Here is a 17,644-nt window from a genome sequence, read left to right on the forward strand (position 1 = left end):
GGGCGCGTTGCGCCTCGAACAGGTGCGGTGCAGATGGTGTCTCTGGCAGTGAGAGGCGAGACGCAATGAATGGACGTTCTTCGCTGACCCGTTTTGCCTGGCTGTCGATCGCCACCGCGATCGTCACGATTGGGCTGAAAGCAGGCGCCTATCTGGTGACCGGCTCGGTCGGTCTATTGTCGGACGCGTTGGAGTCGCTGGTCAATCTTGTGGCAGCGGTGATCGCGCTGATCGCACTGACCGTTGCTGCACAGCCGCCTGATGAAGACCACATGTATGGTCACGAGAAAGCGGAGTACTTCTCCAGCGGCGTCGAAGGAGCGCTCATTCTGATTGCTGCGTTGAGCATCGCATTCGCTGCGGTGCAGCGCATTTTGCACCCGCAACCGATTGAGCAACCGGGGTTGGGTCTGACAATCGCAGTGATCGCGTCATTGGTGAACCTGGGGGCGGCGCAGATCCTGGTGCGCGCCGGTCGGCGCTATGAGTCGATCACACTCGAAGCCGACGCCCACCATTTGATGACGGATGTCTACACCTCAGCCGGCGTCATCGTCGGCGTGGCACTGGTCGATCTGACCGGATGGTATGTCCTCGATCCGCTGATTGCGCTGGCGGTCGCCGGGCATATTGTCTGGTCGGGAGTGCAGTTGTTGCGCCGTTCGGTTGCGGGATTGATGGACACGGCATTACCGGCGGCGGAACGCGAGGTTTTGCATGCGACTCTGGCGCCATTCCGTGATGAAGGAATTGTGTTTCATGCGCTGCGCACGCGGCAATCGGGGGCGCGGCGCTTTGTGTCGTTCCACGTGCTGGTGCCGGGCGCCTGGAGCGTCAGCCGCGGGCACATGTTGCTGGAGCGCGTTGAGCGCGATGTGCGCAACGCGCTGCCAAATACCACGGTGTTCACCCACCTGGAGCCAATCGAGGATGCGGCGTCGTTTCAGGATACGACGCTGGATCGAGCGGAAGAAGTCAAAGAACCATCTTAATGGGTCTTGACCGTTTCCAATAACGATTACCAATTCCCTGTGAACATCCGGCATGGTCACCCCGAGCAGAGCAAGGGGTCTTGCGCGACCCGCGCAGATTCCTTGCGGCGCTCGGAATGACCAGCATGCGGCATCGTCAAGCGTCATTGGTAGATAACATTTCGTTCGCGGCGCGCTCCCCGGAAAGGTATGCGCCATGAACGGTTGCGGGATAGTCGCGATGGGTGTGCTCACCCGCAAAAAATAGTCGTTTGCCCACCGGTTGTGCCAGTGTATCATAGTCGTTGGGGGCGGCGCCTGTTGCCAGAAAAGAGTACGAACCAGATGCAAAGGGATCGGCAGCCCAACGGGTCATGCGGTAATCAACGGGTTGTGGAATGTCTGTGCCATATATGATCCGCAGTGTTCGCATGGCCGATTGAATGATGGATGCATCCGATTGCGCTTCGATGGTGCGGGCGAACGTCGCAGCGTTAAACCCCAGCAACACCGGGATGCCCAGCAATGTATTCAGATTGAGCCACTCAGCCCATTCGCCCTTGCGTTCGCCCACATAGCCCAACAGTGTGGTATTTCCCCAAAAGACCTCAGGAAAAATCAGGTAGCACTTGTTCAGCAGTCCCATGCCCATCCGTTCAATAGCACGTTGTTTGCTCGATGGAAGCGGCGGATCGAAGACAATGCCACCTCGTTGTAACACTCCCAGGGGAACGGTTATCAAGGCGGCGTGTGCGCGCAATGCTCCATGCGCCGTGACAACCGTAACGCCGTCATCGGCATATGCGACGCGCTGCACGATATGACCTGAACGGATGTCGAGATTATGCGCTAAAAAATCGATAATGACGCGGTAGCCCCTTCCAAAAATGGCATCGCCGCCGTTCAATTCTTTTTGATGATCGAAATGCCTCATAGACAACTGACTGGAATCTGCCGCATATTCATGCTCGAAAACGGTGTTGATCGCATAGTTGAGCAGACGCAGATCGTGCGCGTCGAGCGGCTCTTGGTCCAACACGGCTTCCAGTGCCGCTTGCAGGCTAATATCACTGTTCTGTTCTTCCGCATGCGCGCGCGCACGTGCGAAGGAACGCTCGAGCAGCGCATCGATGCGGTCGTTTAGGTTGTTGGTGAGCGGATTGCCAGTAGGATCAAATCGCTGCACGTCGTCATAAGTGGTCGCAATGAGCGTTGCGTTCAATTGATCGGCAATCGTGGCGATAGGGTTGCCCTGTGTGCCGTGTATCCATGAGGCGCCCAGATCGAGCGGCATCCCGGTGGACTCATCAGTCCATATGCGTCCACCTATGCGATTGCGCCCTTCGAGGACGAGGACGCGCCGACCATGCTGCTGCAACGTTTGAGCGGCGCGTAGCCCGGCAATGCCTGCGCCAACAATAATGACATCGCGCGCAGCAGGGTCGGTATTAACGTCAGCAGTGGACTGCGCCGGCGGAGCAGAAGGATGGATAGACCCTGGCACATCTGTTGGACGCAGTGCGTCTGGAGGGTCAGGGATGCCCGCACAAGCCGGGAGCGAGGCGCTCGTCAGCGCGGACAACAGGAGTTTGAGCAATGAGCGGCGGTTCACAACTCGCAATGTGTCAAGGCGACGGTCACACGCAATTCCGATGTGATCGTCGCCAATAGGCGGATGAGGATGGCATCATGGCAGCAGCAGCAACTTTCCGCTTGTGGCGCGGCTCGCCAGGGCGCGATGCGCCTCCGCCGCCTGTTCCAGCGAATAGGTCGAGTCGATGCGCACCTTCAGTTCGCCCGCTGCCATCCACTTAAAAAGATCGCCGGCGCGCCAGAGCAATTCGTCGCGCGTCAGCAGGTAATGCCCGAGCGACGGGCGCGTCAGGAAGAGCGACCCCTTCGCATTCAGCACCTGCGGATCGAATGGCGGAACGGCGCCGCTCGATTGCCCGAACAGCACCATGTAGCCGCGTGGCCGCAAACAGTTCAGGCTTCCCTCGAAGGTCGTCTTGCCGACCGAGTCGTACACGACGTGAACGCCGGCGCCGTCGGTCAGGCGACGCACTGCCGCGCTGAAATCCTCCTGCGTATAGAGGATCATGTCGTCGGCGCCGGCGGCGCGCGCCAGAGCAGCCTTTTCCTCCGTTGAAACCGTGCCGATCACCCGTGCACCGCACCGTTTTGCAATCTGCACCAGCAGTAAGCCGACGCCGCCAGCCGCAGCATGGATCAGCGCCACATCACCCTGGCGCAGCGGGTAGGTGCTATATGCCAGGTAGTGCGCCGTCATGCCCTGTAACATCACTGCTGCCGCCTGTTGCAGATCGACGCCTTCAGGAACCGGCGCCAGCATCGCTGCCGGAACGATCGCATATTCGGCGTATGCGCCCTGTCGCATGGCGTACACCACCCGGTCGCCGACGCGCACGTCGTTGACATCGGGACCGACGGCATCGACAACCCCGGCGGCTTCCATGCCGAGGGTCATCGGCAGGGCGCCTTTGTACTGCCCGCTGCGGTGATAAATATCGATGAAGTTTACTCCTGCCGCTGCGATCCTGACCCGCGCCTCGCCCGGTCCGGGTTCTGGAACGGGAATATCGTCCAGACGCAGCACTTCTGGTCCGCCATGCTCGTGAACACGGATTGCACGCATTACATTGCTCCTGTATCGGTGACACTCCGCAGCCACTAAAGTGGCGCGGCTTCTTGGGGCAACGAGTCCAGTGACCCGCTTACGCCCCAACGGGCTTGTCCAGCCCGTTTTAGGATGTTCACTGCGGCGTTGTGGTCTCTATCGAGTGATAGTCGGCAGCCGCAATCAATCCGCCGATCCGACAGCGAAAGCGTCGCGAAGATATGCCCGCATCGGCTACAGGTCTTGGACGTATTCCTCGGGTCCACCAACAGCACCACACGGCCAGCCTCAGCCGCTTTGCTCGTGAGGCGCCGAACGAAGCAGCCCCATCCGGCGTCCAGAATACTCTTTGCCATGCGTCGGTTCCGCACCATGTTCGTGATGCGGAGGTCTTCAAGCGCGATCCGGTCGTACTGCGTGATGAGCCGGTGCGCTAGCTTTTTCAGATAGTCCTTGCGGGCGTTGGCGATCCGCTCGTGCTGGCGCTGCAGCGCCAGCACGGCCTTGCGCCGGGACGCGCTTCCCTTCTTCTGGCGGGCGACGCATCGCTGCCGCACGCGTAGCATGCGCTGTGCGGCGCGATACCAGCCGGGGTGCGGCTCTTTCGCGCCTTCGCTTGTGGTGATCAGACTCGCAATGCCTACGTCCACGCCAATCTCGCGCCCGGTCGCTGGCAGCGGAGTCGCTTCCGTCTCACAGGCGAAGCAGGCGTACCACTTCCCGGCGCGGCGCCAAATGCGAACGGTCTTGATCTGGCCTTCGAGCGGACGATTCCAGCGCACTGCAACCCGCCCAATACCCGACAAGCGGAGCCGCCTCCCGTCCGCTTTGAAGCCGTTCCCATACTCCTTGAAGCCGAACGAGTCGAAGCGGTTACGCCCCCGAAAGCGAGGATACCCCGGCGTTTCGCCTGCCTTCACGCGTCGGAAGAACGCCTGAAACGCCTTGTCCAGATCAGACACGACCACTTGCAACACATGGCTATGGATGCCTTTAGCATGCGGGTTGAGCGCCTTGTACTCCTTCACCTTCGCCAGTTGCGCGAACTTGCCCGCCGTCTCGCCACGCTGCTGGTACGCATCGCGCCGCTCGGCAAGACACTGGTTGTACCAGCGTCGGCAGGTTTCGAGCGTGCTGTCCAGCCGCCGCGCTTGCGGTTTGCTCGGATACAGGCGATAGACGAAGGTCTTCAGCATATGGACGGCGGATGCGCTCTCCTCGGTTTTATTCCGTTTCTAAGTATAACACACGGCGAACCCATGAGCACAAAGGTTCCGCGTGATCTGCCGGATGCTGAGCATCAAGCGCTCAAGATCGCAGCGGCGCCGACGAACCGCTCCGTGCATCAATGGGGGCGTGATGCGATGAGTGAGAAGATTTGGCGCGAACACGCATCGGCTTCGTGGCACGCTCCAAACGCGGAGGCCAACGAAACCGATGTTCCGGCTAAAGCCGACGAGAAACCCGCCTAACCGCTCGCACTCAAGTGCGGCGGCTTGCGGCGGGTTCTATAAGGTCAAAGGCTCCTTACTTTGTGGCGCCGCCAGTAGTTGTTCGACGCGGTAGCCGCTCTGTTCGGCGGCTTCCGTCAGCGACGCAATCAGGCGCGCACAGGCAGCGCGGATCGTATCGGCGTCGTGGGGTTCGGCGACCTGAAGAGCAACTGCGGCGATCAAGTTTAGCCAGTGCAGGAGACGCTCGAAGCGTTCTTTATTGAACCACAGAACCCCCTGGAAACGATTGACCCGTGTAAATGCCTGCACATCGCCGTCTGCCATCAATGCCGCTGCCAGCGCGCGCCCATCGTTGGCGTATTCCTCGTGCCAGTTCTGATGCGCCGTCAGCGCCCGGGCCAACTGCACCGCATCGGCAGCCACATCATCGCTGTAGCCAAACTCCACCAGCGCCGCCTGAAGCGCGCGTCCGAGCAAATATTCGTCGATCACGCTGCGGCTCCGGCTTGCCGCTTCATCGTCGCTGAACACCAGCCCCAGGCGGTGCAAGACTGCCCAGCCAATGGCGGTCCCCCAGCGCGCCGGGTCGTCCGCCAGCGGCGCGCCGATCAGTTGCGCGTGGTGGGCATCGGCGCACACCAGCAGTTCGATGACGGTTTCAAGACGGCGGCGAATATCGACAATGATGCGTTCGGTATTGGCGGTTCCGCCGCTGAACGTGGCGAACTCGGTCAGGAAGATGCGCAACTGTTGCTCGAACTGTTCAATCGCCGGGAGTTCGTCCGCTTCCGGTTCGGTGACGGTTTGCGCGCCGGTTGACGGAATGGCGCTCTTGATATTGGCGTGACGCTGTGCCAGCGCCTCCAGTTCCTCCGGCGTCGGCTCGTCCATTGCGTCAGGTCCTTCGAGCATGCTGTCGATGACTTCTTCTTCGCCATCACGATCCGGCAAAGCGCCGCGCTGCATGGCGCGTCGATCCGCCCAGGCAGCCAGTTCGCGCAGCATTGTGGCGCTGACCAGGGAACGGAAGGGGATCAGCACCGGTTGGAGGAACATCTCGCGCAGCGCGATGTCGATGCTCGGCACGCCGCGCCCGCCCAGGTAGGCGGTAATCTGGCCGTAGCGTCCATCGGGACGCTCAGTAACCTCGCGGAAATCGATGAACACGTGACAATCATAGGGACCAAGTTCCACGTACAGCCCGCGCTCCGCAAGATCGCGGCTGTGGCGGATATACTCCAGACCGCTGCGATGGTCGCGGAAGATGGTGTAGTTGTGGTCGCCAGCACGAAGCGCCAGCCCCTCGGCAAGCGCGCGTTGCACGAGCGCGCGTTCGTCGCCTCTGCCGGTGCGCGCCATGAATGCCGCCGAGAGGCGCACCCAACCGCTTGTGTGGGCATAGCGGTTGTGGTAGATCACCAGTGATCGCTCATCGCCGTGACGATTTGAGTAGGCGAACACATCTTCGTTCACATGACCGTCGGGCATATAAAAATCGTAGAGCAGAAAGTTGTCCGTGCCGGCAAACAAGTAGCGCCGGTGGAGCAGTGGGAAGATTTCACGCTCGTGGCGCGCAATCAGCCACTCATCGGGCTTCTCGTCCCAGTAGGCGCGGTAGTACTCCATGCCATACTTCTCGGCGAACCCTTCGATCTGTCCGTGCCCGAACATCGGCAACCCGGGCATTGTGACCAGCATAGTGCAGACCCCGAAGTACTTGTCGCCCTTGCCAAACTGATCGACTGCCGTGCGCTCGTCGGGGTTGTTCATGAAGTTGACAAATCGGCGCAGCACTTCCGGGTCGAACTCAAGGACGTTCTTCATAATCTGGCGGTACTTGGCATTTTCTTCATCGCGCAGGCAGACCATGAAGGCGCTGTTATACACGCGGTGCATACCCAGGGTGCGCACGAAGTACCCTTCCATCAGCCAGAAGGCTTCCGCCAGCAGCAGCGTATCGGGCGCTTCGACGGCACAGCGGTCGACGACCTCGCGCCAGAACTCTTCCGGCATTGCGGCATCGAACTGCGCGCGGGTCATGCCGAAGCCTGCGCGTGATGGAATATCGCCACCCGTTCCCGGTTCGGGGAACCAGAGGCGATGGTAGTGGCGTTTCGCCAGCGTCATTGCCGCATCGAAGCGGATGATCGGGAAGAGCCGCGCCACGTGCAAGATTGTCTGAATGACCGCCTCACGCACCTCGGGTTTGAGGTAGTTGAGTTGGGCAGTGTCGTTCCACGGCATGCTGGTGCCATCATTGCCGTGATAGATATAGCGCGCCTCGCCGGTCCAGCGATCAAGGCGCTTGAAGACGACAGCAGCATCGGTGCGGTCGTAGTAGTGGTCTTCGATAAAGATGCCCACCCGCTCATCGCTCGACAGGTCAGGACCGTTGAAGGTATAGGTCGGGAAGGGTGGATAGGGGAGTTGAATGAACCAGTCGGGATGCTCGATCACCCAGCGCCCATCGATGCCGACGTGGTTCGGCACCATATCGGCGGAGAGGCGGATGCCGCGCTGCCAGGCGCGCGCGCGCAGATTGTCGAGCGCGGGTTGCCCGCCGAGCGCCGCAGCGATCTGATAGTCGTAGAGCGAATACGCTGACGCAACCGCATCCGGGTTGCCCATGATCTGCTTGATGCGTTTCGACGCCTCACTGCGTTCCCACAGACCGATCAGCCACAGACCGGTGAATCCACGGCGCGCCATCGTGTCGAGTTCCTCGTCCGGCACCTGGTCGAGGGTTTTGATCGGGCGACCATACCATTTGCTGAGTTGATCGAGCCAGACGAACGTGTTCTTGGCAAGCAGCACCAGGCGCGGCATCCACTCGCGGTCTGGCGTGTAGCGTTCGGGTTCCGCCTCCAGATAGCGATAATCGGCGACCGGCACATAGGCGCCGGTCAGATCGCCGCCGCCGACGCCAAAGCGCGCCCGCTCCTCTTCCTTGATGACGTCCAGACTGCTGAGCAGGCGGTAGAGGAAGGAGCGGTCGAGGAAGCCAGCCCAGTGTTCAAGGACATAGTTGAGCTGTCCTTCGAGAGAGTGGGGCGACGCCAGCGCCGGCGCGCGCAGCAGTTCGATGAGGGTGCGTTGGGTGATGCCTGGCAGAACGGCGGCTGGCGGCGGTTGCGTGGCGAAAAAACGATCCAGTTCCTCGATCATCTTGAGATAGACGGTATCGTGCTCAAGATGCGCGTCGTCGAACAGTTCGAGGAACGGATTGAAGGCTGGATTTACATTCTCCAGCCAGAGCATGAGCATCTCTTCGAGCGCAACTTCGCGATGGGGCATGCCGCCGGTTTCGTCAGCCAGGTACGCATCGAGCGCCTGCTCCCGGCGGTAGACGGCAAGCGGCGGAAACGCATCGCAGAACGCGCGCAGCGTCGTCTCGACCTTTTCCGCTCCCAGGCGCTCATTGAGCCAGGCAAGCGCGTCGGCGAGCATGTGTTCGCGGGTGCGTTTGCGGTACGTGGCGGCGACATAGTGCAGGATTTCGTCGATCAGCCCCATCGCGCTGATCTGCCCGGCGCGCACCGCCTGCTCTGGAAAGCGCGCCAGGTCGCGTTTCTGGTTCATCTTCTGCGCGAAGACGCGCGCAGCGTGAAAATTGGCAAAGATGACATTGCCGCTGAACTGGAACAGCGACTCATCGAAATGGTAGCGGTCGCGCGCGCTGCGGGCGATGTGAAACTCCATCACCGGCGCGCCAGTTATGCGGCTGATCTCCACATTCGACTCCCATCGCATTACATACGATGCGCATCATGCATGCGCCATCGATTTTGGTTGCCCTACGTTTCAGAATGGCTCCTCGGTGAAGTGCGCTCTGTAGTATACCACGCAGATTACGGTTCGCTGACAGGCATGGCGGTGTATGTGGGGGTATGTGAAAGGAGTCGTTGTTGTGAGTAGGGGTTATACCAATGACCGGTGACCATCCGGCATGGTCACCCCGAGCAGCGCGAGGGGTCGTGCGCGACCCGCTCAGATTCCGCGCTGCGTTTACCCTGAGCGAAGCGAAGGGCTCGGAATGACACGCATGCGGCATCTTCAATCGTCATTGGTATGAGCGGTCAGGGGATGGGGGTTATATAGTCGAGGACTCGAAGTCTGATGGTGAGGATGATGCTATGGAGTCGCTCATAACACTTGCTGCCACGATTGCAGTCCTGTTGGTGGTTGCCGGATGCGGTGTGGCGTTGGCGGCGATGTACCCGCGCAGGCGCACAGCGGCGTCGGGCAGCACTGCGTTCCCGCGATTGTCGTCGATGGCGCCGCGCATCTCGGGCGAACCGGAGTTTTTGTCGCGCCTGCCGTATACGCGCACCACGCATCTGCTGACGGGCGACCACCGGGCGTTGTTTGCGGCGCTCAACGCCGCTGCGCCCGATGATCTCGCCGTGCTGCCCCACGTGCGCCTGGCTGATATTCTGTCCGTCGAACCACACACGACGCAACCGGAGCGCTACCGGGAGCGCATCCGCGATGTCGTTCTCGATGTTGTGCTCTGTGATGCGCAGACAACCGCACCGCGCCTGGCGGTGCTCTTTGCGCAGCCCGGCGCAGCCCGGCGGGCTGCATTCATCGATGCTGCACTGATCAGCGCCGGCGTACCGGTGCTGCGCCTGACCCGCGATGAGCCGCCATCGGTCGATGCGCTGGCCCTTCAGATTGCAGCGGCATTAGGCATGCCGGCGCGATGTTCGTCGTTTCCGGCAGAATGGCCGGCGCCTGACGAACAACGGAATGGCGCAGCAGTCATCTCGATGCCGGAGGTGATTGGCGTGCCGCGCGAGCCGGTGCGCTATGCCTGCGGACGCTGCCATCGCTATGTGGCGCCGCGCGCGCGCCGCTGCCCGCATTGTGGGGCGACGCTGGCTGCATAGTCCCGTATTCCTCCATTTCCTGACTAAATAGATTGACAAACTCATAAATATCGACTATACTCTGCTCGCACCGGTGCATTCGAGCAACTGTATCACCGACCGAAAGCGAGGACCTTGTGGACAGAACGCTGTTGCGGACTGCCGGCGCCGCCGTTGCCGGCGCACTCGTGACGCTCATCATCGTGGCGATCACGTTCTCCACTCGACCGCAACCAGAGGCGACGCCAACCGTTGCGCCGACCGCTCCTGCCGCTCCTGTGGTTGCTCCGTCGCCCCGTGAACCGCGCAAATTCGAGGATGTCGTCGTCAGCACCGAATGGCTTGCGCAGAACCTCGACAACCCGAAGGTGCGCGTGATTGAAGTCAGCGTGGCGCCGGGGGTGTACGAACGGGGTCATATTCCCGGCGCGGTCAACTTCGTCTGGACTACCGATTTTGTCGATACGGTGTCGCGCAACATCATTGCGCCGGAGCGCTTCCAGGAACTGGCGCGCGCCGCCGGTATCGACAACGACACAACCATCGTGCTCTACGGCGATAACAACAACTGGTTTGCCGCCTGGGGCGCGTGGGTCTTCCGCCAGTACGGCGCTGAGGATGTGCGATTGCTCGATGGCAGTCGCAGCAAGTGGGAGGCTGAGAACCGCGAACTCTCGACGCGCGCGCCGACCTATCCGCCGGGCAATTTTACCGTCCGGCAGCGTAGCGATCTGCGGGTGTTTCTGCCGGATGTCCTGAAAGTCGTGCGTGGCGAGGACAATCGGGTATTGGTTGATATTCGCTCGCCGGATGAGTTCAGTGGGAAGATTTTTGCGCCGGAAGGGTTCCAGGAACTGGCAGTTCGCGCGGGTCACATTCCCGGTGCGGTGAATGTGCCGTGGAAGCAGGCGCTCAGGGACGATGGCACATTCAAGAGCGTTGAGGAACTGCGCAAACTGTATGCTGATGCCGGCGTCGATGGCAGTAAGCCGGTCATTACGTACTGCCGGATCGGTGAACGCGCAAGCCATACCTGGTTCGTTCTCAGCGAAATCCTGGGGTATCAAGCGGCGCTCTACGACGGGTCCTGGACGGAGTATGGCAACAGCGTCGGCGTGCCGATCGCCAACCCCGCCGGTACGATTTGGGGCGTGAAGTAGACAACGATGTCGAATGCATTGCCAGGGAGCAGCCCGACTGATCGGGCTGCTCCTTCCAAAACTGAATTGACTGCGGCGGACGTTCTGCGGTATGGCGGTGCATTGCTGATGGTTGCTGCTCTGCTGGGTGGCGCATATCTGCTCCAGGCGATGCCGGGGCGTGGTTCGGCGGCGGCGCTTTCCCTGCTGATCGGCGCCGCGCTCGGTGTCGCCTTCGAGCGCGGGAGGTTCTGTTTCTTCTGTATCTTCCGCGATTTCATCGAGTATCGCAATGCAGGTCCGCTCTCTGCGATCCTGATGGCGCTGGCGGTGAGCGGTATCGGGTATGCCATCGTCTTCGGCGCATTCCTGCCCAACCCGGCAGGCGGTCGGCTGGCGCCTGATGCACATATCGGTCCGGTCAGTCCGGCGCTGGTGGCTGCCGGTCTGATGTTCGGCTTGGGGATGGCGCTCTCGGGTGCGTGTATCAGCGGCCATCTGTACCGCCTGGGAGAGGGATCAGGCTATGCGCCGCCGGCGCTCATCGGCGCGCTGATCGGCTTTGGGCTTGGATTCCGAACATGGAACTGGCTCTATGCGATGGTGATCGCCGATGCGCCGGTTGTCTGGTTGCCGCATTGGGTCGGCTACGGCGGGTCACTCCTTTTGCACCTGACAGTTCTTGGCATCCTGGCGCTGATGCTCCTGCGCTTCGTCCCGCCGCTGCCGCCCCGTCCCGCCCGTCAACTCGACATAACGTATTTGCGCGAAGCGCTCTTCCGTGACCGCTGGAACCCGCTCGTGACCGGCGCTATGGTCGGGATCATCAGCGTTGTAGCATATCTGCGGGTTGAACCGCTTGGCGTTACAGCGCAACTCGGCAGTGCGACGCGAACGGTGATGAACTGGGCGGGATGGCTGCCGGACCGCCTCAACGGTCTGGATAGTTTCGCCGGTTGCGCCACGCAGGTGGTGCAGACCATCACCGACAACGGTTGGCTGATCGGCGGGTTGGTGCTGGGAGCGTTCAGTGCTGCGCTGCTCGCCGGGCGTTTTCAGCCGGCATTGCCGCGCGCTTGGGGGAGTGTCACTGCGCTGCTCGGCGGGGTGTTGATGGGATGGGGTGCGATGACGGCGCTTGGCTGCACGGTGGGAACGCTGCTCTCCGGTATCGCTGCATTTGCGCTATCGGGGTGGGTGTTTGGCGCCGCCGTCTTCGTCGGCGTGTGGCTTGGCATCACATTGCGCTTGCACCGGTGGGTGTAGACGGAGTGAATCTGACATTGCTTCCCAGCAATCAACGTCTGCGTGGGCGCCGGTGACGGCGCCGATCCCTGGCGGAATGGGCATCCCGCCGCCTTGTGCACAGGTCACAAAGCGTTCGCTGCCTGCGACAGTCGCCGCACGACTTGTGTCCCTTTGCATTGGTCGACATCACTGAAATATGGTATCTTTAGTGCCGGCGGAACCGCTGGCACATCATCGCTGCCATACACGGTTGAGGTTGCACTATGCAGGGTTGTTCGCGGCATATGGGCGCTTTCTTATTGATATTAGGCGGTCTCATCTTTGTTATCGGCGGCATAAGCGTTGGCATTTTCGCCACACGTGCGGCGCAACAGGCGGCAGAGCGCGCTGCACGCCTCCCGGCTGCAACAGCGCAGGACGTCGAGCGCAGCGCCGTTGGCGCGGAAGTGCTCGTCGAAGGCGTGATTGATGCGCGCAATCCAACGCGCGTGCACAATTTTGTTACATATGTGCGCGAAGAGTATCGCGGCATTGATACCACCGATAATCGGGAGATATGGAGGGAGGATGAACGCTGGACGCCGCCGCTGCTCATTCAGGTCGCCGATGGCGTTGTACGGATAGCCAATGATGCGTATCGGATCGAAGAACCACCGGTACAATGGCAGGAGTCGGACCGCCTGGAATGGAATAGTTTCAGTGGCGAAGGGACGAAACGGTATCGCGGCTTCGAGGAAGGCAACACCGTTACGGCGCTCGGACGAGTCACCGACGAACTCGAAGGGCGTGGCATTGAGGCGGAATTGATGTTTGGCGGCACACGCGATCAGTATCTTGCTTATCAGCGCACCACGGCTTCGCTGACGCCAATTGCCGGGCTTATCTCGGGAGGGATAGGCATTGCGATGATCCTGGGCGGTCTCTGGTCGCTGTTCCGTGGCGGCTAGACGATGCGAGATCAGCGAGTTCCATGATCTCTGTCACAGGGTTCTGGGCGGTTTTTTTATCGCCTGCCATACTGGCCGCGCCACAAACCCTATGACCATCGCCAGCACAGCCAGCCAGCCGAACCAGTCGCCAAAACGGGTGAAGAGTGTTCGTTCGGCAACCACGAACGTCTCACCCGTCACCACGCCGCGCTGGTTGATGTCGCTCTCTGCCGTGATGCGCCCATACGGATCGATGACCATAGCGATGCCACTGGTGGCGCCCAATCCGAAGGCAACCCGGTTTTCTACTGCCCGAAAGACCGTATCGGACGCATGTGCCGGCGGGAACCAGCGATTGCCGGAGAAGTCGTCGTCAACCGGCATCAGCACGATCTGCGCGCCGGCGCTCGCCAGTTCGCGCACAATCCAGGGGAGATGGCGGTCCCAGCAGACGCCCAATCCGACCTGACCGTAGGGTGTCTCGACAACTGAGAAGTCGCGTGGTCCAGGGAGGAAGCCGAACTCCTTTTCACCATCGGTGACGTTGATCTTGGCGCGCCGCCCCACTTCGGCTCCGTCTGGTCCAAACATAACGGCGGTATCATACATGCCATCTGAGGTGCGCCAGACCATGTCTGCGACCAGGTAGGCGTTCATCTCGCGCGCCAGATCGCCGACCTGTGCGGTGAATACAGGATCGTCGGCGCTGGCGAACTCGTTTTCGGGCCAGACGATGAAGGCGGGACGCAGTGCGGCGACGCTGCGCGTCAGCGCCGCATTCACATCAAAGATCGCCTGCGACATCTCCGGCGTATCGGCGTAGTACCCTTCCTGCTCGACGGGCAGACGGCTCAGTGCCTGAATGAAACGGTCCTGGTTCGTCAGATCGACCGTCGCTGCGATGCGAAACCGGTGATCCGGCGCGGGCGGGATGATCAGCGCGCCCCAGACGATAATCGCTGCTGCGACGATCAGGGATACGACCGCCGGCATATGCGCCCGGCGTCTCCGCCAGGCATTCACGATCAGGAACGCGATGGCGCTGTTCACCAGCATCACCAGAAAACCGAGGCCGGGGAAGCCGGTGAGGGTGAGGATTTGCAACGCCGGGGGGAAACGCCACTGGCTCTTTGCCAGCAGTTCAATCCACCAGTCGCCGGTAATGGGCGCGATGAACCGCAGGAACTCCAGCGCCGACCAGGCGATTGGCGCACCCAATACGCTGAGCGGTTCCGGCAGTCGCTCCTGAAGCGCCGTTCCTGCCTGGACCAGCCCGGCATAGAAGCATCCGACCGCGATGATCAGGACGACGCCCAACACCGGACCGAACATCGCCGGGTACCAGAGGTGTGCCATGGCGGACCAGATGATGCCAAAGGGAAGCGCTATCACAAAGTGGCGCGGGAGCGGTTGGGTATGGAGCGCGATCAGGAGCGGCGCCACGCCTATCCAGCCGAGCAGTCCCCAATCCAGGATTGTTGGCATCGAGGCCCCGATCAACATCCCGGAAAGGAGTGAGAGCGTGAGGGAAAAGGACCAGACGCGACCGGCAGCCGGGGTGGCCATCGCCCGGACATTCACGCTTGGCGCCATCAGAGTCCTCCTGATCAAGAAGGGTGAGAAGGAAGTCCATTTGCAGCGCAGTCTATGAAGATCGTCATACGGCGTGCTGCTCTTTCGACGCCGCCTTGCGCGACGAGGTTGCAGGCAGGTTCGCCTGAATCATGCTTCGTTCGACGATCCGCTCGAAGGCGCGGCGGTCGGCGGCGCGGATGACGGCCTGCTCATGGGCGCGCGCCAGCGCGACGGGGTACCCCTGTCCCTTGAGACACTGATCGTACACCAGCGCATGCACCTGGTCGAGCAGTGTGGCATCTTCCGCAACCCAGCGCGGTATTTCGACCCGCGCTACTTCTCGCCCGACCCGCAGATAAAAGAAATGGATCAGATGATCGGCGTAGGACTCGATATTGACCCGCGACATTGAGACGAACAATGGTCCCCGCTGTCCCTCGTCCAGCAGATCCGCCAGAATATCGGCGTCGCTCAGCCCCTGGCAGACAAAGCACGACGGCGCGCGTCCGGCGGCGGCATCACTACAGGCGTTGCACTTTGCGCCACGTTGTTTGTCCATGTCCACATCAGGGCACAACATCAACCGGATCATCCCGGCCACCTCAGGCGACCGTGGACGGCTGATGTACGACGCGACTGGAATCTTTCGATCGCGCATTTGAGTGAGATAGTCCAGATAGGGACGCAGAAAATGCTCCAGCACCACCTTTTCGGCGCCGGCAAGTGTCCAGCGCACCAGTGTCCCATCCTGGAGCGCCAGCGCCGGCGTCTCCTCGTCCCTGAGGAACTCCTGTGCCAGGGTGACGAGTTCGACCCCCTCGGCGACATCGCGCCGGGCGCTCAGGTAGTTGCCCTCGACGGGAATGCGCCGCATGCCATCGGTCAGGTAGAGGTCATCTTCGCGGAAGCCGAGAATCGGGCGCGATGACAGGTTGGCCGTTGGACGCGCGCCATACCGCAGGGAGACCCGCCCGATGTTGAGCACATAACAGAGCGCGGCGCCATGCCGATCAATGTCGATGTGCGATCCATCCGTGGCGATCACCGCATACTCCGGCGGACGCGACGGGGCATTGCGCGTCGTGTTGAGCGGCTCGACCGGGCGCGCCAGCAGCCAGGCGAATCCATCGCGGCTCAGATCCACCGCCTGCGCCCACTTCTCGTAGGCGAAGGACTCGTGCCGATAGCGGGTCAGCGCCTGCGCGCGGCGCTGTGCCTGATCTGGCGCATTATGGTTCAGGGTGTTGCTCATTTCGCGCACCTGACGGCTCAGTTCGGTCAGATCGAATGGCATAGATGACCCCCTCTGTCCAGCAATATACTGCGAGTATAGGACAGATGAGCGGAAATGTCGAATAGCAGGCAAGCGGCGCGAGGTGAAATACCAATGACCTGTGACCATCCGGCATGGTCACCCCGAGCGGAGCGAGGGGTCGTGCGCGACCCGCTTCGATTCCTCGCTGCGTTTACCCTGAGCGAAGCGAAGGGCTCGGAATGACCAGTCGCTGCGCTCGGAATGACCAGTCGCTGCGCTCGGAATGACCAGTCGCTGCGCTCGGAATGACCAGTCGCTGCGCTCGGAATGACAAGCATGCGGCATTTTCAATCGTCATTGGTAAAAGGGGCGAGGATTGAACGTTGAAGGGTGAAGGTGAAAGGTGCAGGCGGGAGGGGAACATCGGGCATCTACCCGACATCCCCGACCCTTGAGGTCTTCGCTGCCGACCACACGCCGCACCTGCGCGCCAGCGGCGGCATAGGCGACGCTCACGCCAGCAACGTCGCATAAACTCAAGGGTCTTGGGGCGCGCGACGCAGGGATGGCGGGCATGGTATCATGAGAAAGAGAGTACGGAAATCTGTGAGATGACGAACAACACTTGTCCATGAACCTCTCCCTCTCCCCGTCCCGCCCGGGTCGTCTTCGGGCGTGGGTGCTCGCTGCGCGCCCGCAGACGCTTCCTGCCGCTGTCGCGCCGGTGATTGTCGGCTCAGCCGCTGCGTTTGCTGCTGGAAGCTTCCGCTGGCTGCCATTTCTCGCAGCGCTCGCCGGAGCACTCCTGATCCAGATCGGGACGAACCTGGCGAACGATTACTTCGACTTTCGGAAAGGCGCCGACACTGCTGAACGCCTGGGTCCGCTGCGGGTGACGCAGGCGGGACTGCTGACGCCGGCAACCGTGCGTAATGGCATGATCATCGCGTTCGGCATGGCGGCGCTTATCGGCATCTATCTAATCGTCGTCGGCGGTTGGCCCATTCTGGTCATCGGCGTACTGTCGATTGCCGCTGGCGTGCTCTACACTGGCGGACCCTGGCCCCTCGGCTATCATGGATTGGGCGATCTTTTCACATTCATCTTCTTTGGAGTCGTGGCAGTAACCGCGACAGCGTACCTGCACGTCGGCGCCGTTCCGCCGCTGGCTTGGGCGGCATCCATACCGGTGGCAATGCTGGTCACGGCGATCATCGTGGTCAACAACCTGCGCGATATTGTCACCGACCGCGCGGCTGGAAAGCGCACGCTGGCAGTGATCATCGGTGCGCGCGCGACGCGCGCCGAGTATGCGTTCCTTGTCATTGGCGCATTCCTGGCGCTGCCGATCTTCTGGCTCAGTGGAGTGACCGGACCGGGGGTGATGCTGGCGTGGCTTGCGGCGCCGCTGGCGATTGCGCCGTTGCGCACCATGCTCACCGGCGAGGGACGGGCGCTCAATCCGGCGCTCAAAGGCACTGCCCGGCTGCACCTGGCATTCGGTCTCCTGCTGGCGTTGGGGATGGCGGTATAACCGCCTCCCGCACTGTTGGCGCCTTCCGTGTGC

The 17,644-nt window shown here is 61.5% G+C and carries 13 protein-coding genes; 7 read left to right on the top strand and 6 right to left on the bottom strand.

Annotated elements, in window-relative coordinates; all coding sequences use genetic code 11:
• Window positions 1–65: 65 nt before the first annotated feature.
• Entirely contained in the window at window positions 66–992 is a 927-nt protein-coding gene (locus RCAS_RS10655; protein WP_012120583.1) for a cation diffusion facilitator family transporter, read from the top strand.
• A gap of 136 nt (window positions 993–1,128) precedes the next feature.
• On the opposite strand, the gene RCAS_RS10660 is transcribed toward RCAS_RS10655, so the two are convergent.
• The 3 genes from RCAS_RS10660 to RCAS_RS10670 form a co-directional block, all read right to left on the bottom strand.
• Window positions 1,129–2,583 (bottom strand): flavin monoamine oxidase family protein, encoded by a 1,455-nt coding sequence (locus RCAS_RS10660; RefSeq protein ID WP_049768821.1) that lies wholly within the window; start codon window positions 2,581–2,583, stop codon window positions 1,129–1,131.
• A 75-nt stretch (window positions 2,584–2,658) separates the two neighbouring features.
• Complete coding sequence (locus RCAS_RS10665) at window positions 2,659–3,627, bottom strand: quinone oxidoreductase family protein (protein ID WP_012120585.1); 969 nt, start codon at window positions 3,625–3,627, stop codon at window positions 2,659–2,661.
• A gap of 35 nt (window positions 3,628–3,662) precedes the next feature.
• Window positions 3,663–4,805 (bottom strand): RNA-guided endonuclease InsQ/TnpB family protein, encoded by a 1,143-nt coding sequence (locus RCAS_RS10670; protein WP_012120586.1) that lies wholly within the window; start codon window positions 4,803–4,805, stop codon window positions 3,663–3,665.
• Between the two features lie 63 nt (window positions 4,806–4,868).
• Between RCAS_RS10670 and RCAS_RS10675 the strand changes: the two genes are divergently transcribed.
• Window positions 4,869–5,081, top strand: a complete 213-nt coding sequence (locus RCAS_RS10675; protein WP_157042618.1) for a hypothetical protein — start codon at window positions 4,869–4,871, stop codon at window positions 5,079–5,081.
• Window positions 5,082–5,117: 36 nt separating this feature from the next.
• Here RCAS_RS10675 and RCAS_RS10680 read toward each other — a convergent pair whose 3' ends face one another.
• The gene (locus RCAS_RS10680) at window positions 5,118–8,795 is read right to left on the bottom strand and encodes an alpha-amylase family glycosyl hydrolase (RefSeq protein ID WP_157042619.1); all 3,678 of its coding nucleotides are present in this window, start codon (window positions 8,793–8,795) and stop codon (window positions 5,118–5,120) included.
• A gap of 401 nt (window positions 8,796–9,196) precedes the next feature.
• Here RCAS_RS10680 and RCAS_RS10685 point away from each other — a divergent pair, with 401 nt between their 5' ends.
• The 4 genes from RCAS_RS10685 (at window position 9,197) to RCAS_RS10700 (ending at window position 13,265) form a co-directional block, all read left to right on the top strand.
• On the top strand, window positions 9,197–9,952 hold the full coding sequence (locus tag RCAS_RS10685; protein WP_012120588.1) for a DUF2726 domain-containing protein: 756 nt from the start codon (window positions 9,197–9,199) through the stop codon (window positions 9,950–9,952).
• Window positions 9,953–10,068: 116 nt separating this feature from the next.
• A complete protein-coding gene (locus tag RCAS_RS10690) occupies window positions 10,069–11,091 on the top strand; it encodes a sulfurtransferase (RefSeq protein ID WP_012120589.1) in 1,023 nt (340 codons plus the stop codon).
• A 6-nt stretch (window positions 11,092–11,097) separates the two neighbouring features.
• On the top strand, window positions 11,098–12,336 hold the full coding sequence (locus RCAS_RS10695) for a YeeE/YedE family protein (protein ID WP_012120590.1): 1,239 nt from the start codon (window positions 11,098–11,100) through the stop codon (window positions 12,334–12,336).
• 266 nt (window positions 12,337–12,602) lie between these two features.
• The gene (locus RCAS_RS10700) at window positions 12,603–13,265 is read left to right on the top strand and encodes a hypothetical protein (RefSeq protein WP_232280225.1); all 663 of its coding nucleotides are present in this window, start codon (window positions 12,603–12,605) and stop codon (window positions 13,263–13,265) included.
• Window positions 13,266–13,298: 33 nt separating this feature from the next.
• On the opposite strand, the gene RCAS_RS10705 is transcribed toward RCAS_RS10700, so the two are convergent.
• Window positions 13,299–14,840 (bottom strand): apolipoprotein N-acyltransferase, encoded by a 1,542-nt coding sequence (locus RCAS_RS10705; protein WP_012120592.1) that lies wholly within the window; start codon window positions 14,838–14,840, stop codon window positions 13,299–13,301.
• Between the two features lie 64 nt (window positions 14,841–14,904).
• On the bottom strand, window positions 14,905–16,116 hold the full coding sequence (locus RCAS_RS10710) for a DNA double-strand break repair nuclease NurA (protein ID WP_012120593.1): 1,212 nt from the start codon (window positions 16,114–16,116) through the stop codon (window positions 14,905–14,907).
• A 592-nt stretch (window positions 16,117–16,708) separates the two neighbouring features.
• Here RCAS_RS10710 and RCAS_RS10715 point away from each other — a divergent pair.
• Window positions 16,709–17,611 carry a 1,4-dihydroxy-2-naphthoate polyprenyltransferase gene (locus tag RCAS_RS10715; RefSeq protein WP_012120594.1) on the top strand — a complete coding sequence of 301 codons (903 nt, stop codon included), beginning with the start codon at window positions 16,709–16,711 and terminating at the stop codon, window positions 17,609–17,611.
• The last annotated feature ends 33 nt before the right edge of the window (window positions 17,612–17,644 follow it).

The organism is Roseiflexus castenholzii DSM 13941, assembly GCF_000017805.1.
GTDB lineage: Bacteria > Chloroflexota > Chloroflexia > Chloroflexales > Roseiflexaceae > Roseiflexus > Roseiflexus castenholzii.

Excerpts from the sequence above, each read along its gene's own strand:
- RCAS_RS10655 (WP_012120583.1), top strand. The coding sequence starts at position 66 with ATGAATGGACGTTCTTCGCTGACCCGTTTTGCCTGGCTGTCGATCGCC.
- RCAS_RS10665 (WP_012120585.1), bottom strand. The coding sequence starts at position 3,627 with ATGCGTGCAATCCGTGTTCACGAGCATGGCGGACCAGAAGTGCTGCGT.
- RCAS_RS10670 (WP_012120586.1), bottom strand. The coding sequence starts at position 4,805 with ATGCTGAAGACCTTCGTCTATCGCCTGTATCCGAGCAAACCGCAAGCG.
- RCAS_RS10675 (WP_157042618.1), top strand. The coding sequence starts at position 4,869 with ATGAGCACAAAGGTTCCGCGTGATCTGCCGGATGCTGAGCATCAAGCG.
- RCAS_RS10685 (WP_012120588.1), top strand. The coding sequence starts at position 9,197 with ATGGAGTCGCTCATAACACTTGCTGCCACGATTGCAGTCCTGTTGGTG.
- RCAS_RS10695 (WP_012120590.1), top strand. The coding sequence starts at position 11,098 with ATGTCGAATGCATTGCCAGGGAGCAGCCCGACTGATCGGGCTGCTCCT.
- RCAS_RS10700 (WP_232280225.1), top strand. The coding sequence starts at position 12,603 with ATGGGCGCTTTCTTATTGATATTAGGCGGTCTCATCTTTGTTATCGGC.
- RCAS_RS10705 (WP_012120592.1), bottom strand. The coding sequence starts at position 14,840 with ATGGCGCCAAGCGTGAATGTCCGGGCGATGGCCACCCCGGCTGCCGGT.
- RCAS_RS10710 (WP_012120593.1), bottom strand. The coding sequence starts at position 16,116 with ATGCCATTCGATCTGACCGAACTGAGCCGTCAGGTGCGCGAAATGAGC.
- RCAS_RS10715 (WP_012120594.1), top strand. The coding sequence starts at position 16,709 with ATGAACCTCTCCCTCTCCCCGTCCCGCCCGGGTCGTCTTCGGGCGTGG.